We start from the raw sequence: 15,128 nt of genomic DNA, 5'->3' as shown, positions 1-15,128 counted from the left end.
ACCGCAGCCGCCGGCACGCTGCCGCCCTGGCCCTATCCGCGCACGATCGCCCATCGCGGCGCCGGCAAGCTGGCGCCCGAGAACACGCTGGCGGCCTTCCGCCACGGCGCCTCGTTCGGCTATCGGATGTTCGAGTTCGACGTCAAGCTGTCGGCCGACGGCAAGGCGGTGCTGCTGCACGACGCGACGCTCGAGCGCACCACCAGCGGCCGCGGCCGCGCCGATGCGCTGACGCTGGGCGAACTCGCCCAGCTCGACGCCGGCAGCTGGCACAGCCCGGCCTATGCCGGCGAGCCGATCCCGACGCTGGCGGCGATCGCGGCCTACACGCGCGCCAACGGCCTGCACGTCAATATCGAGATCAAGCCGGTGCCGGGGACCGAGGCCCGCACCGGCGCGGCGGTCGCGCTCGACGCGCTGGCGCTGTGGGCCGGCGCCGCCGTGCCGCCGCTGCTGTCGTCGTTCTCCGAGGCGGCGCTGGAAGCCGCGCGCCGGGTCGCGCCGGACCTGCCACGCGCGCTGCTGCTCGACACGCTGCCCGCCGACTGGCTGGACCGGCTGGCGCGGCTGGGCTGCGTCGCGCTGGACGCCAATCATCGGGAATTGAATCAAGATGTGATTGAAGCGGCGCACCGGGCCGGCTATCGGGTCGCCTGCTATACCGTCAACGAGCCTGACCGTGCCGCGGCGCTGCTGGGGTGGGGCGTCGACGCGGTGATTACCGACGCGGTCGACCGGATCCCCCCGCGCGACGGAACATGAAGCGGTGAAAGCGGTAAAGGCGGAGCGGTAAAAAGCAGAATGAAAGCCGTCTGAAAGAAAGCGACGGCATTTCGCAACAGCCATTCCCCGCTGCGAACGGGGTTTTCGGCTGGGAAAACCGGCAAGGCGCGCAATACCGCGGGAAATCGTTGGATCGGTGTTGCACTACCGGAAAAGAGCGGTGGACGTTTGCGCAAACGTGCTATTCTTACGCGCAGTGAAGACTTAGGTCCTTCCCCGCACAACTTGCCCTTCCGGGCTTCTGCGCGCCGGCACCCCAGTGGTGCCGTTTGCTTAGGGGCCTTCAAGAGTTGTTTGCAATCCGCTAACCGGTCAAGCCGTGTCGCGGAAGGTTGATAAACCCGCTTAACTTCGGCATACCCGAAGAATAGTGAGCGCCCCATGATGCAGCAGTATCAGAGCAATTCGTACCTCTTCGGCGGCAACGCGCCGTACGTGGAAGAGCTGTACGAAGCCTACCTCCAGAATCCCGCCTCCGTCCCCGACAACTGGCGCGCGTACTTCGACGCGATGCAGAACGTGCCGGCCGCGAACGGCACCGCCTCCCGAGACATTCCCCACGCACCGATCGTCGCCTCGTTCGCCGAGCGCGCCAAGCAGGGCCCGATCCGCACCATCGTCGCCTCGGCCGATGCCGACATGGGCCGCAAGCGCGTCGCCGCGACCCAGCTGATCGCCGCCTACCGCAACATCGGTTCGCACTGGGCCGACCTCGATCCGCTCAAGCGCCAGGAGCGTCCGCCCCTGCCGGATCTGGATCCCGCCTTCTACGGCTTCTCCGAGGCCGACCTCGACATCGTCTTCAATGCCAGCAACACCTATTTCGGCAAGGAGTCGATGAGCCTGCGCGAGCTGCTGCAGAACCTGCGCGAGACGTATTGCAGCAGCATCGGCGCCGAATTCATGTACATCAGCGACCAGGCGCAGAAGCGCTGGTGGCAGGAGCGCCTGGAGTCGACGCGCGCCCGTCCGGTGTTCACGGCCGAGAAGAAGAAGCACATCCTCGAGCGCCTGACCGCCGCCGAAGGCCTGGAGCGCTTCCTGCATACCAAGTACGTCGGCCAGAAGCGCTTCTCGCTGGAAGGCGGCGAGAGCTTCATCGCCGCGATGGACGAGCTGATCCAGCGCGCCGGCAAGCAGGGCGTGCAGGAAATCGTCATCGGCATGGCCCACCGCGGCCGCCTGAACGTGCTGGTCAACACGCTGGGCAAGATGCCCGCCGACCTGTTCGCCGAATTCGAAGGCAAGCACGTCGACGATCTGCCGGCAGGCGACGTCAAGTACCACAAGGGCTTCTCCAGCGATGTGTCGACGGAAGGCGGCCCGGTCCACCTGTCGCTCGCCTTCAACCCGTCGCACCTGGAAATCGTCAACCCGGTGGTCGAGGGCTCGGCCAAGGCGCGCCAGGAGCGCCGCGGCGAAGCCGGCCATCGCGAGGTGCTGCCGGTGCAGGTGCACGGCGACGCGGCCTTCGCCGGCCAGGGCGTCGTGATGGAAACGCTGAACCTGGCCCAGACCCGCGGCTACGGTACCGGCGGCACGATGCACATCGTGATCAACAACCAGATCGGCTTCACCACCTCGGACCCGCGCGACGCCCGTTCGACGCTGTACTGTACCGACGTGGTCAAGATGATCGAAGCGCCGGTGCTGCACGTCAACGGCGACGATCCCGAGGCCGTCGTGTTCGCGATGCAGCTGGCGGTCGACTACCGCATGGAGTTCAAGAAGGATGTCGTCGTCGACATCATCTGCTTCCGCAAGCTGGGCCACAACGAGCAGGACACCCCGGCGGTCACGCAGCCGCTGATGTACAAGAAGATCTCGGCGCACCCGGGCACCCGCAAGGTGTACGCCGACAAGCTGGCCACGCAGAACGTGGTGCCGGCCGACTTCGGCGACGAGCTGGTCAAGGCCTACCGCGCCGCGATGGACGCGGGCAAGCACACGGTCGATCCGGTGCTGTCGAACTTCAAGAACAAGTTCGCCGTCGACTGGATGCCGTTCCTGAACCGCAAGTGGACCGACGCCGCCGACACCGCCGTGCCGGTGACCGAGCTCAAGCGCCTGGCCGAGCGGATCACCACGATCCCCGAACAGTTCAAGCTGCATCCGCTGGTCGAGAAGGTGATCAAGGACCGCGCCAACATGGGCCGCGGCGACCAGCCGCTGGACTGGGGCATGGGCGAGCATCTGGCCTTCGCCTCGCTGGTGGCATCGGGCTATCCGGTGCGCATCACCGGCCAGGACGCCGGCCGCGGCACCTTCACGCACCGCCACGCCGTGCTGCATGACCAGAACCGCGAGCGCTGGGATGCGGGCACCTACGTGCCGCTGCAGAACGTGTCGGAAGGCCAGGCCCCGTTCACCGTGATCGACTCGGTGCTGTCCGAGGAAGCGGTGCTGGGCTTCGAGTACGGCTACTCGACCGCCGAGCCGAACGCGCTGGTCATCTGGGAAGCCCAGTTCGGCGACTTCGTCAACGGCGCGCAGGTCGTGATCGACCAGTTCATCTCGTCGGGCGAAGTCAAGTGGGGCCGCGCCTCGGGCCTGACGCTGATGCTGCCGCACGGCTACGAAGGCCAGGGCCCGGAACACAGCTCGGCGCGCATCGAGCGCTTCCTGCAGCTGTGCGCGGACCACAATATGCAGGTCTGCCAGCCGACCACGCCGGCGCAGATCTTCCACCTGCTGCGCCGCCAGATGATCCGGCTGTTCCGCAAGCCGCTGGTCATCATGACGCCGAAGTCGCTGCTGCGTAACAAGGACGCGGTGTCGCCGCTGTCGGATCTGGCCAAGGGCCATTTCGAGACCGTGATCGGCGAGCACGAGGAACTGAACGCCAGCAAGGTCAAGCGCGTGATCATGTGCTCGGGCAAGGTCTATTACGACCTGGTCGCGACGCGCAAGGAGCGGGGCGCCAGCGATGTCGCCATCATCCGCCTCGAGCAGCTCTATCCGTTCCCGCACAAGGCGGTGGCCGCCGAACTGAAGAAGTATCCGAACGCCACCGAGATCGTGTGGTGCCAGGACGAGCCGCAGAACCAGGGCGCCTGGTTCTTCGTCCAGCACTACATCATGGAGAACATGACGGAAGGGCAGAAGCTGGGCTACGCCGGCCGTCCGGCGTCGGCTTCGCCGGCCGTGGGCTACTACGCCAAGCACAACGAGCAACAGAAGGCGCTGCTGGACGCGGCGTTCTCCAAGCTCAAGGGCTTCGTGCTGAGCAAGTAAGCGCCAGTGCGGGCAGGGCGCGCCGTTGGCGGGCCCTGTCGCGCTGCGCTTGCCGCTTTGCTTGCACCTGCGCCCCGCAATCCCCGATCGCATCGCATTGCTTCGAACCGCATCGGACCGCGCCAGTCGCCTCCCTTGATCACGACTGCGCCGGTTCGCCCCGAATACCGCTGAATACACGCATCTAGCGAGGAAACTCCCACCATGGCCATTGTTGACGTCAAGGTCCCGCAACTGTCCGAATCCGTCGCCGAGGCGACCCTGCTGAACTGGAAGAAGAAGCCCGGTGAAGCGGTCGCGCAGGACGAAATCCTGATCGAAATCGAGACCGACAAGGTCGTGCTCGAAGTGCCGGCACCCTCCGCGGGCGTGCTGTCGCAGATCGTCAAGAACGACGGCGACACCGTGACGGCCGATGAAGTCATCGCCAAGATCGATACCGAAGCCACCGCCGGCGCCGCCGCTCCGGCCGCCGCCGCGCCGGCCCCGGCCGCTGCTCCGGCACCGGCTCCGGCCGCCGCACCGGCCGCTGCCGCGCCTGCCGCCGCCGGCGCCGTGGCGATGCCGTCGGCCGCCAAGCTGATGGCCGAGCAAGGCCTGTCGGCCGGCCAGGTCGCCGGCACCGGCAAGGATGGCCGCATCACCAAGGGCGACGTGCTCGCCGCCGGTTCGGCGCCCGCCGCCAAGGCCGCCCCGGCCCCGGCCGCCAAGCCGGCCCTGCAGCAGGTCTCCGCACCGGTCGACTTCGCCGCGCTGGGCGATCGTCCGGAAGAGCGCGTGCCGATGAGCCGCCTGCGCGCCCGTATCGCCGAGCGTCTGCTGCAATCGCAACAGACCAATGCCATCCTCACCACCTTCAACGAAGTCAACATGAAGCCGGTGATGGATCTGCGCAACAAGTACAAGGACCGCTTCGAGAAGGAACACGGCGTCAAGCTGGGCTTCATGTCCTTCTTCGTCAAGGCGGCCGTGCACGCGCTGAAGAAGTACCCGATCATCAACGCCTCGGTCGACGGCAACGACATCGTCTACCACGGCTACTTCGACATCGGCATCGCGGTCGGTTCGCCGCGCGGCCTGGTGGTGCCTATCCTGCGCAACGCCGACCAGATGAGCCTGGCCGACATCGAGAAGAAGATCGCCGAGTTCGGCGCCAAGGCCCGTGACGGCAAGCTGTCGCTGGACGAGCTGTCGGGCGGTACCTTCTCGATCTCGAACGGCGGCGTGTTCGGCTCGATGCTGTCGACCCCGATCATCAACCCGCCGCAATCGGCGATCCTGGGCGTGCACGCCACCAAGGACCGCGCCGTGGTCGAAGACGGCCAGATCGTGATCCGTCCGATGAACTACCTGGCGATGTCCTACGACCACCGCATCATCGACGGCCGGGAAGCCGTGCTGGGCCTGGTGGCGATGAAGGAAGCGCTGGAAGATCCGGCCCGCCTGCTGCTGGACCTGTAATCGACGCCGAGGAATCCTGATGAGCAAACAATTCGACGTGCTGGTGATCGGCGCCGGCCCCGGCGGCTATATCGCCGCGATCCGCGCCGCCCAGCTGGGCATGAATGTCGCCTGCTGCGAAGACAATCCCTATGACGACCCGAAGGGCGAGCCGCGCCTGGGCGGCACCTGCCTGAACGTGGGCTGCATCCCGTCCAAGGCGATGCTGGCCTCGTCGGAGGAAGTCGAGAACGTGCAGCACCATCTCGGCGACCACGGCATCACGGTCGGCGACGTCAAGGTCGACGTGGCCAAGATGCTCAAGCGCAAGGACGACATCGTCGGCAAGATGACCAAGGGCATCGAGTTCCTGTTCCGCAAGAACAAGATCACGCTGCTCAAGGGCCATGGCAAGTTCGTCGGCAAGGGCGCCGAGGGCTTCCAGGTCGAGATCGCCGGCAAGGCCGGCAGCGAAACGGTGACGGCGAAGCAGGTCATCATCGCCACCGGCTCGAAGGCCCGCCATCTGCCGGGCATCGCGGTCGACAACAAGCTGGTCAACGATAACGAGGGCGCGCTGAAGTTCGCCGAAGTGCCGAAGAAGCTGGGCGTGATCGGCGCGGGCGTGATCGGCCTGGAGCTGGGTTCGGTGTGGCGCCGTCTCGGTGCCGACGTGACCGTGCTCGAGGCGCTGCCGTCGTTCCTCGGTGCCGCCGACGAAGGCGTCGCCAAGGAAGCGCAGAAGCTGCTGACCAAGCAGGGCCTGAAGTTCAGCCTGGGCGTCAAGGTCAACGAGGTGAAGACCGGCGACAACAACGTCACCGTCAGCTACACCGACAAGGACGGCAACGCGCAGACGCTGGAAGTCGATCGCCTGATCGTGTCGGTCGGCCGCGTGCCGAACACCGACAACCTGGGTCTGGACGCCGTTGGCCTCGCCACCGACGAGCGCGGCTTCATTCCGGTCGACGACCATTGCGCGACCTCGGTGCCGGGCCTGTGGGCGATCGGCGACGTGGTGCGCGGCCCGATGCTGGCGCACAAGGCCGAGGACGAAGGCGTGGCCGTGGCCGAGCGCATCGCCGGCCAGAAGCCGCACATCGACTACAACTGCATTCCGTGGGTCATCTACACCTACCCGGAAATCGCCTGGGTCGGCAAGACCGAGCAGCAGCTGAAGGCCGAGGGCCGCGAGTACAAGTCGGGCCAGTTCCCGTTCGTGGCCAACGGCCGCGCGCTGGGCATGGGCGCCTCGGACGGCTTCGTCAAGATGCTGGCGGATGCCAAGACCGACGAGATCCTGGGCGTGCACGTGGTCGCCGCCAATGCGTCGGACCTGATCGCCGAAGCCGTGGTGGCGATGGAGTTCAAGGCCGCCAGCGAGGATATCGGCCGGGTGTGCCACCCGCACCCGTCGATGTCCGAGGTGATGCGCGAAGCCGCGCTCGCGGTGGACAAGCGTCAGCTCAATATGTAAGCCGCGGCACGGCTCTTCGTGGAGCCGTGTTCGCTCTCGTGCGGGCGAGGATGGTCTTTCCCGTTCGCGAGAGCGCCCTGGTGTTCTCCCTCTCCCGCTTGCGGAAGAGGGTCGGGGAGAGGGCGGGGCGCTTGCCTTGCGCCGGCGGTCGATCGACCGCCGGCTGCCCTCTCCCCAGCCCCTCTCCCGCTCGTGGGAGAGGGGAGCCCTCGCGGCGCGCCGTGATGGCCATGCCATGCCCTTCGCGGCGAATCCGCCGTTACCTTTCCTTCCCCCCGATGAACGTCACCGAGTACTACCACCACGAATTGCAGCAGCGCGGCTATCGGTCCGACGAAGCGCAGTTGCGCGCGGTGGCGCGGCTGCAGCAGTGCTACGACGAATGGGTCGCCTACAAGCAGCGACGCAACAATGCGCTGAAGAAGCTGCTGATCCGGCCCGAGGTGCCCAAGGGCGTCTATCTGTGGGGCGGGGTGGGGCGCGGCAAGTCCTTCCTGATGGACAGCTTCTACCACTGCGTGCCGGTGGTCAGGAAGACCCGCCTGCATTTCCACGAGTTCATGCGCGAGGTGCATCGCCAGCTCGAGGAACTGCGCGGCCGGCCCGATCCGCTGGACGAGCTGGCCAAACGGATCGCCCGCAAGTACCGGCTGATCTGTTTCGATGAATTCCATGTCAGCGATGTCGCCGACGCCATGATCCTGCATCGGCTGCTGGAGCAGATGTTCGAGAACGGCGTGCAGTTCGTGATGACGTCGAACTACCGCCCGGACCTGCTGTATCCGGACGGCCTGCATCGCGACCGCATCCTGCCCGCGATCGCGCTGCTCGAGCGCAAGCTCGACGTGCTGAACGTCGATGCCGGCATCGATTACCGCAAGCGCACGCTGGAGCAGGTACAGGCCTATTACACGCCGCTGGACGCCAAGGCCAGCGCGGCGCTGCGCGACGCCTTCGCGGCGCTGGCCGGCATCGCCGACGAATCGCCGATCCTGCATATCGAGAAGCGCGAGCTGCATGCCCTGCGCAAGGCCAACGGCGTGGTGTGGTTCGACTTCGCCACGCTGTGCGGCGGCCCGCGTTCGCAGAACGACTATCTGGAGCTGGCCGAGCGCTTCCACACGGTGATCCTGTCGGACGTGCCGAAGATGACGCCGCGGATGTCGTCGGAGGCGCGCCGCTTCACCTGGCTGGTCGACGTGTTCTACGACCACAAGGTCAAGCTGCTGATGTCGGCCGAGGTGCCGCCCGACGAGCTGTATGTCGAAGGCCAGATGGCCAACGAATTCCATCGCACGGTCTCGCGCATCATCGAGATGCAGTCGCGCGAGTATCTGGAGGCGCCGCGGCGCACCGGCGTCACGGAACTGGCCTGAGCGGCCGGAGGGCGTGCGGGCCTGAGCGGTCCGTACGGTCCGTGCGGCCAGAGCCCCCATGACGCCCACAGCGGCCACAGCGGCCATGGCGGCCAGAGCGGCGTGGGCTGCCCGGCCTACCTGAGCCGCTCCCTGGCTGCGACGCCTTGCACGGCGTACCGATTGCGTGCGCCTTGACCGGGATCAAATGGCCGCCCGGCCGCGATCCCTAGAATCGATCGGACATCCAGGACCACGATGCCGATCGCCTTCGCCCCTTCCTCCCACGCCGAACCATCGGCGTCCGCCACATCGGCGCACGCCGCGGCGGACGGCCCGACCGACGCCGCCTGCTGTTTCCATTGCGGACTGCCGACCGGCGCCGCGCGGGACGCGCTGCGCGCGGAGGTCGGCGGCATGCCGCGCGCCTTCTGTTGCGCCGGCTGCCTGGCGCTGGCACAGGCGCTTGATCAGGCCGGCTTCGCCCATCTCTATGGCGGCGAGTTCCGCTTCGGCCGGCCGCTGGACGCGGCGGCACGGGGCCGGCTCGAGCCGGTCTGGCAGGCCTACGACACCGAGGAGCTGCGCGCGCGTTTCGTGCGGCGGCTCGACGGCGCGGCGGAAGCGCGGCCGCAGGAACGATTCGAAATCACGCTGGCGCCCGACAATATCCGCTGCGCCGCCTGTGCCTGGCTGATCGAGCAGAAGCTCGCGCAACTGCCCGGCGTCGAGACCGCGGTCGTCAATCTGGCCACGCGCCGCGTGCTGGTGCGCTGGCGCGGCCGCGCGCTGACCGTGGCCGCTCTGCTGGGCGCGCTCGCCGATATTGGCTACACGGCCTGGCCGTTCGAATTCTCCGCGGCGGACCGGCAGGACAGCGCGGCAAGGCAGGGCCTGCTGATGCGGCTGGCGGTCGCCATGCTCGGCATGATGCAGGTGATGATGTACGCGTGGCCGGTCTATACGCATGAAGGCACCATCGCGGCCACGCATCTGCGCCTGCTGCAATGGGCCAGCCTGGCGCTGACGCTGCCGGTGATCGTCTACAGCGCGGCGCCGATCTTTGCGGGTGCGTGGCGCAGCCTGCGCCAGCGCCATGTCGGCATGGACGTGCCGGTCGCGCTGGGGCTGGCGGCCGCGTTCGGCGCCAGCCTGCTTGCCACCGTGCGCGGCATTGGCGAGGTCTACTACGACTCCGTCACGATGTTCGTCGCCTTGCTGCTGCTGGCGCGCTATCTCGAATTGCGCGTGCGCCAGGCCTCGCGCAGCGGCGCGGAGATGCTGGCGCGGCAGTTGCCGGCCACCTGCGAGCAATTGTTCCCGGACGGCACGGTGCGGCGCGTGCCGGTCGCGCGGCTGGCGCCGGGCGACCGCGTGCGCGTGCGCGCCGGCGAGATCGTGCCGGCCGACGGCGAGATCCTCGAGGGCAGCAGCGATCTGGACGAGTCGATGCTGAGCGGCGAAAGCCGGCCGGTGCCGCGTGGACCGGGCCAGCCGGTGCTGGCGGGCTGCTACAACGCCAGCAGTCCGCTGGTGATCGCCGTGCGGCGGATCGGGGCGGGCACGCGCCTGGCCGAGATCGTCGCGCTGCTCGAACGCGCGCTGGCCGACAAGCCGCGGCTCGCGGTGATCGCCGATCGCGTGGCGGCGTGGTTCGTCGCCGCGCTGCTGCTGATAGCGGCGGCCGTGGGCCTGCTGTGGTGGACCATCGTGCCGGAGCGCGCGCTGATGGTGACCGTCGCGGTGCTGGTGGTCAGCTGCCCCTGCGCGCTGTCGCTGGCGACGCCCGCGGCGCTGGCGGCGGCCGGCGCGGCGCTGTCGCGGCGCGGCGTGCTGCTGACGCGCGGCCATGCGCTGGAAACGCTCGCCGGTGTCACCGATGTCGTGCTGGACAAGACCGGCACGCTGACCGAGGGGCGGTTTGCGGTCGCCAACGTGATCGCACTCGGCAAGCTGGCGCAGGCCGAGTGCCTGGCGCTGGCCGGTGCGCTGTGCCGCGGCGGCGAGCATCCGGTGGCGCGGGCGCTGGTGGCTGCGGCGGAGCGCGCGGCGAGCCCTGGCGGTGTCTCTGGTTTCACCGCCGGCGGCCTGAACTTCGAACCACTGCCGACGCAACTGCGCAATCGCCCGGGGCAGGGCGTGGAGGCGCTGCTCGACGGCCGTCCGATACGCGTAGGGCGGCGCGACTTCGTCGAGGCGTTGGTGCCGCCGGCGCTGGTTCCGTCCGCGCTGGTTCCGTCCACGCTGGTTCCCCCCGCGCTGGTGCCGCCCGCGCCGGAGACGCCGGCGCTGGTTCCGTCAGGTCCCGCCGGCAACGAGGCGGCCCTCGATGCGCTGCGCCACCATCTGCACGACGGCGCCTCGCCGGTGTGGCTGGGCGACGAAGGCGGACTGCTCGCCGTCTTCGTGCTGTCGGACAGCGAGCGCGCGCAGGCGGCCGAACTGCTGGCGCGCCTGCGCGCGCTCGGACTGCGCTGCCATCTGGTTTCGGGCGACAGCCAGCCGACGGTGCGCTGGTGGGCCCGCCATTTCGGCATCGAAGCCGCGCAAGGGCGCATCAGTCCCGAGGGCAAGCGCGACTACGTGGCCGCCTTGCAGCGCGATGGCGCGGTGGTACTTGCGATCGGCGACGGCATCAACGACGGGCCGGTGCTGGCGCAGGCGCAGGTGTCGATCGCGCTCGCCAGCGGCGCGCCGCTCGCGCAGGTCGGCGCCGATGCGGTGCTGACCCACGACGGCATCGCCGACGTCGCCACCGCGCTGGCCATCGCGCGCCGCGCGCGTGCGGTGATCCGGCAGAACCTGGCCTGGGCCTTCGCCTACAACATGGTGGCCATTCCGCTGGCCGCCAGCGGCCATGTCAACGCCTGGATGGCCGGGATCGGCATGTCGCTGTCCTCGCTGCTGGTGGTCGCCAATGCCTGGCGCCTGCTGCGCGTGCCGAAGGTGCGCTAGCGATGGACACGCTGTTCCTGCTGGTGCCGATGAGCCTCGCGCTGGTCGCGCTGATCGCCGCGGCGCTGCGGTGGGCGCTGCGCGCCGGGCAATACGACGATCTCGAGCGGCCGGGGCAGGCGATCCTGCTCGACAACGACCGCCCCGATGCGAAGGCGGGCGCCGCGCGGCAGCCGGGCCGTTGCGATCTTCCCCACTGAGGTTCCCCGGGGCGCCATGCATCTGCACGGCGCTTGATCCGGATCAAGGGCGCGCCGCCCGACCCCCTCTACATTGCCTTCATCGCTTTCTTCTTTCCTGTTCCATATCCATCCTTGGGGGTCCGAATGGATGTCACCGCCGCCGGCCTGACCGGCACGGCCACGCCCGCGCGCGCCGCCGACACCTTCAACTATCACGTCGTGAGGCAATTCGCCGTCATGACCGTGGTCTGGGGGATCGTCGGCATGGCGGTCGGCGTGCTGCTCGCCGCGCAACTGATCTGGCCTGAACTCAATTTCGATACGCCGTGGCTGTCGTTCGGACGGCTGCGCCCGCTGCATACCAATGCGGTGATCTTCGCCTTCGGCGGCAGCGCGCTGTTCGCCACCTCGTACTACGTGGTGCAGCGGACCTGCCAGGCGCGGCTGTTTGCCGCGCCGCTGGCGGCCTTCACCTTCTGGGGCTGGCAGATCGTGATCGTCGCCGCGGCGATCACGCTGCCGCTGGGCATCACGACGTCGAAGGAATACGCAGAACTGGAATGGCCGATCGATCTGCTGATCGCGGCGGTATGGGTGGCCTATGCGATCGTGTTCTTCGGCACCATCGCCCGCCGCAAGACCCGCCATATCTACGTGGCCAACTGGTTCTTCGGCGCCTACATCCTGACGATCGCGATCCTGCATATCGTCAACAACATCGAGCTGCCGGCGTCGCTGTGGAAGTCGTACTCCGCCTATGCCGGCGTGCAGGACGCGATGGTGCAGTGGTGGTACGGCCATAACGCGGTCGGCTTCTTCCTGACCACCAGCTTCCTCGGCATGATGTACTACTTCATTCCGAAGCAGGCCGAGCGCCCGATCTATTCGTACCGGCTGTCGATCGTCCATTTCTGGGCGCTGAACTTCACCTATATGTGGGCCGGCCCTCACCACCTGCAGTACACCGCGCTGCCGGACTGGGCGCAGTCGCTCGGCATGGTGTTCTCGCTGATCCTGCTGGCCCCGTCGTGGGGCGGCATGATCAACGGGATCATGACGATGTCGGGCGCCTGGCACAAGCTGCGCACCGATCCGATCCTGAAGTTCCTGGTGGTGGCGCTGTCCTTCTACGGCATGGCGACCTTCGAGGGGTCGATGATGTCGATCAAGACGGTCAACGCGCTGTCGCACTACACCGACTGGACCATCGGCCACGTGCATTCGGGCGCGCTGGGTTGGGTCGCGATGATCACGATCGGCTCGCTGTACTACCTGGTGCCGCGCCTGTTCGGCCAGCAGCGGATGTACAGCACGCGCCTGATCGAATGGCACTTCTGGATCGCGACCATCGGCGTGGTGCTCTATATCGCCTCGATGTGGATCGCCGGCGTGATGGAAGGGCTCATGTGGCGCGCCACGCAGCCCGACGGCACGCTGACCTACGCATTCGTCGAAGCGGTCAAGGCCAAATATCCGTTCTACCTGATCCGTCTGCTGGGCGGCCTGTGCTTCCTCGCCGGCATGCTGGTGATGTCGTGGAACGTGGCGCGCACCATCGCGGGCCGCCGCGCCTTCGATCCCGTGATTCCGGCGGGGGCGACCGTCGGGACCGCCGTTGCGGCCTCCGCCGGCACCGCCGCCACCGCCGCCACCGCCGCCACCGCCGCCACCGCCGCCACCGCTCCCGCCGCCTGAACGCCATCCGGATTCCATCATGTCCCAACAACGACGCTTCTTTTCGCACGAGACGCTGGAGAAGAACATCGGCTGGCTGATCGTCTGCACCATCGTGGTGGTCAGCATCGCCGGCTTCGTGCAGATCCTGCCGCTGTTCTTCCAGCATTCGACCACGCAGCCCGATCCGGGCATCGTCCCTTACTCGCCGCTGCGGCTGATGGGGCGCGACATCTATATCCGCGAGGGCTGCGTCGGCTGCCATTCGCAGCAGGTGCGCACGCTGCAGGCCGAGGTCGAGCGCTACGGCCCTTACTCGACCGCCGGCGAATCGGTCTACGACCATCCCTTCCTGTGGGGCTCCAAGCGTACCGGCCCGGACCTGGCGCGCGTGGGCGGCCGCTACTCGGACGACTGGCAACGCATCCATCTGCGCAATCCGCGCGATGTCGTGCCCGAGTCGGTGATGCCTTCCTATCCGTGGCTGGCGAAGACCGTGCTGCCGACCGACGACATCCGCCAGCGCATGCGGACGCTGCGCACGCTCGGCGTGCCGTACAGCGACGCCGACATCGAGGCGGCGCCCGACGCGCTGAAGGGCAGGACCGAAGAGGACGCGCTGGTGGCATATCTGCAGGGCCTCGGCACCAATCGCCGCACCGTCGGCATCGAGGTCGCCGGCGTGGACCGCCGCGTAGACGGTAGTGCGGGCAGCAGCGCAGGCAGCAGTACAGACGGTAGCGCGGACGGCAGTGCAGACGGCAGCGCAGACCCCGCCACGGCAGGTGGCGCGCCGAGCGGGAGCCGATGACCATGGCGACCCTGACCGCGTTTTCCACGCTGATCTTCCTCGTCGTCTTTATCGGCATCGTCTGCTGGGCGTGGTCCGGCGGGCGGCGCCATGCCAATCGCGAAGCCGCCCGGTTGCCGTTCGCGCTGCCCGACGAGGCATGCGGCGGCGAGCCCATGGGGGAACGCAAGGACGTGCCGCGCGACGCCGCGCGTCCGCACGCCATCGAGCAGGGACATTGATGTCATGAGCGACTTTATTTCCGATTTCTGGGGCTACTACATCGCCGCCATTGCGCTGGGCGGCATCGTCTGGTGCGTCTGGCTGCTGTTCTCGCAGACGCGCGTGGCCAAGGGCGCGGCCGCCTCGGGCGCTGCCACTTCGGGCGCGGCCGGCACGGCGGGCGGCGCCGACACCGGCGCGGCGGCGCAGGACACCGGCCACGTCTGGGACGACGATCTGCGCGAGCTGAACAACCCGCTGCCGCGCTGGTGGATGTGGATGTTCCTGCTGAGCTGCGTGTTCGCGCTCGGCTATCTGGTGCTGTATCCGGGCCTGGGCGCGTACGGCGGCATGCTGGGCTTCACCAGCCAGGGCGAGCTGGCGGCGCAGCGGCAGGCCGCGCTGCGTGGCCAGCAGGCGGTGTACGGCAAGTACATGGACCTGAAGATCGAACAGGTGGCCGCCGATCCCGAGGCGCGCGAGATCGGCCAGCGGCTGTTCCTGAGCTACTGCGCGCAGTGCCATGGGTCGGACGCGCGCGGCAGCCGCGGCTTTCCCGACCTGACCGACCGCGACTGGCTCCATGGCGGCGACCCGGCCACCATCATGCAGAGCATCGCCAAGGGCCGGCATGGCGTGATGCCGTCGTTCGCCGCCGTCATCGACGAGAAGGCCGCGGGCGATGTCGCGCAATACGTGCGCTCGCTGTCGGGGCTCGCCTTCAACCCGATCCGCGCGGCCCGCGGCGAGCCGGTCTTCAAGACGACCTGTGTCGCCTGCCACGGCGGCACGGGCAAGGGCAACCAGGCGCTGGGCGCGCCCAACCTGACCGACAAGATCTGGCTGCACGGCAGCGCCGAGGCCAATATCGTCAAGGCGATCCTGCAGGGCCACGACAACCGGATGCCCGCGCACGAGGACATCCTGAGCCCCGAGCGCATCCGCATGCTGACCGCCTATGTGTGGGGCTTGTCCGCCGACACCGGCACGATGCCGGCCGCGGGGCGGTGATGGAC

Annotated in this window: 11 protein-coding genes; all 11 read left to right on the top strand. The window is 68.1% G+C overall.

Annotated features, from left to right (window positions below; genetic code table 11):
* Positions 1-18 precede the first annotated feature (18 nt).
* The 11 genes from ugpQ to ccoP all read left to right on the top strand — a co-directional run bounded on the left by ugpQ (position 19) and on the right by ccoP (position 15,123).
* Positions 19-762, top strand: coding sequence for a glycerophosphodiester phosphodiesterase (gene ugpQ / locus KZ686_RS12970; protein WP_265633484.1), 744 nt, complete (start codon positions 19-21; stop codon positions 760-762).
* A gap of 402 nt (positions 763-1,164) precedes the next feature.
* On the top strand, positions 1,165-4,017 hold the full coding sequence (locus tag KZ686_RS12965) for a 2-oxoglutarate dehydrogenase E1 component (protein ID WP_149319126.1): 2,853 nt from the start codon (positions 1,165-1,167) through the stop codon (positions 4,015-4,017).
* A 204-nt stretch (positions 4,018-4,221) separates the two neighbouring features.
* Positions 4,222-5,478, top strand: a complete 1,257-nt coding sequence (gene odhB, locus KZ686_RS12960) for a 2-oxoglutarate dehydrogenase complex dihydrolipoyllysine-residue succinyltransferase (RefSeq protein ID WP_149319125.1) — start codon at positions 4,222-4,224, stop codon at positions 5,476-5,478.
* Positions 5,479-5,497: 19 nt separating this feature from the next.
* Positions 5,498-6,934 (top strand): dihydrolipoyl dehydrogenase, encoded by a 1,437-nt coding sequence (gene lpdA / locus KZ686_RS12955; RefSeq protein ID WP_265632582.1) that lies wholly within the window; start codon positions 5,498-5,500, stop codon positions 6,932-6,934.
* Between the two features lie 278 nt (positions 6,935-7,212).
* Entirely contained in the window at positions 7,213-8,310 is a 1,098-nt protein-coding gene (zapE, locus tag KZ686_RS12950; protein ID WP_149319123.1) for a cell division protein ZapE, read from the top strand.
* Between the two features lie 237 nt (positions 8,311-8,547).
* Positions 8,548-11,244, top strand: a complete 2,697-nt coding sequence (locus KZ686_RS12945) for a heavy metal translocating P-type ATPase (RefSeq protein ID WP_265632581.1) — start codon at positions 8,548-8,550, stop codon at positions 11,242-11,244.
* A 2-nt stretch (positions 11,245-11,246) separates the two neighbouring features.
* Positions 11,247-11,444, top strand: a complete 198-nt coding sequence (gene ccoS / locus KZ686_RS12940; protein WP_150082455.1) for a cbb3-type cytochrome oxidase assembly protein CcoS — start codon at positions 11,247-11,249, stop codon at positions 11,442-11,444.
* 126 nt (positions 11,445-11,570) lie between these two features.
* Positions 11,571-13,121, top strand: a complete 1,551-nt coding sequence (ccoN, locus tag KZ686_RS12935; RefSeq protein ID WP_265632580.1) for a cytochrome-c oxidase, cbb3-type subunit I — start codon at positions 11,571-11,573, stop codon at positions 13,119-13,121.
* A 19-nt stretch (positions 13,122-13,140) separates the two neighbouring features.
* A complete protein-coding gene (gene ccoO / locus KZ686_RS12930; protein WP_265632579.1) occupies positions 13,141-13,911 on the top strand; it encodes a cytochrome-c oxidase, cbb3-type subunit II in 771 nt (256 codons plus the stop codon).
* Positions 13,912-13,913: 2 nt separating this feature from the next.
* Positions 13,914-14,132, top strand: coding sequence for a cbb3-type cytochrome oxidase subunit 3 (locus tag KZ686_RS12925; protein ID WP_149319120.1), 219 nt, complete (start codon positions 13,914-13,916; stop codon positions 14,130-14,132).
* Positions 14,133-14,136: 4 nt separating this feature from the next.
* Complete coding sequence (ccoP, locus tag KZ686_RS12920; RefSeq protein WP_265632577.1) at positions 14,137-15,123, top strand: cytochrome-c oxidase, cbb3-type subunit III; 987 nt, start codon at positions 14,137-14,139, stop codon at positions 15,121-15,123.
* The last annotated feature ends 5 nt before the right edge of the window (positions 15,124-15,128 follow it).

This window comes from Cupriavidus cauae (assembly GCF_026210475.1).
Classification (GTDB): Bacteria; Pseudomonadota; Gammaproteobacteria; order Burkholderiales; family Burkholderiaceae; genus Cupriavidus; species Cupriavidus cauae.
This window is presented reverse-complemented; position numbering and strand designations above follow the sequence as displayed.

What these genes read in the sequence shown, in the direction of transcription:
- KZ686_RS12965 (WP_149319126.1), top strand. Translation starts at nt 1,165, where the DNA reads ATGATGCAGCAGTATCAGAGCAATTCGTACCTCTTCGGCGGCAACGCG.
- odhB (WP_149319125.1), top strand. Translation starts at nt 4,222, where the DNA reads ATGGCCATTGTTGACGTCAAGGTCCCGCAACTGTCCGAATCCGTCGCC.
- lpdA (WP_265632582.1), top strand. Translation starts at nt 5,498, where the DNA reads ATGAGCAAACAATTCGACGTGCTGGTGATCGGCGCCGGCCCCGGCGGC.
- zapE (WP_149319123.1), top strand. Translation starts at nt 7,213, where the DNA reads ATGAACGTCACCGAGTACTACCACCACGAATTGCAGCAGCGCGGCTAT.
- KZ686_RS12945 (WP_265632581.1), top strand. Translation starts at nt 8,548, where the DNA reads ATGCCGATCGCCTTCGCCCCTTCCTCCCACGCCGAACCATCGGCGTCC.
- ccoS (WP_150082455.1), top strand. Translation starts at nt 11,247, where the DNA reads ATGGACACGCTGTTCCTGCTGGTGCCGATGAGCCTCGCGCTGGTCGCG.
- ccoN (WP_265632580.1), top strand. Translation starts at nt 11,571, where the DNA reads ATGGATGTCACCGCCGCCGGCCTGACCGGCACGGCCACGCCCGCGCGC.
- ccoO (WP_265632579.1), top strand. Translation starts at nt 13,141, where the DNA reads ATGTCCCAACAACGACGCTTCTTTTCGCACGAGACGCTGGAGAAGAAC.
- KZ686_RS12925 (WP_149319120.1), top strand. Translation starts at nt 13,914, where the DNA reads ATGGCGACCCTGACCGCGTTTTCCACGCTGATCTTCCTCGTCGTCTTT.
- ccoP (WP_265632577.1), top strand. Translation starts at nt 14,137, where the DNA reads ATGAGCGACTTTATTTCCGATTTCTGGGGCTACTACATCGCCGCCATT.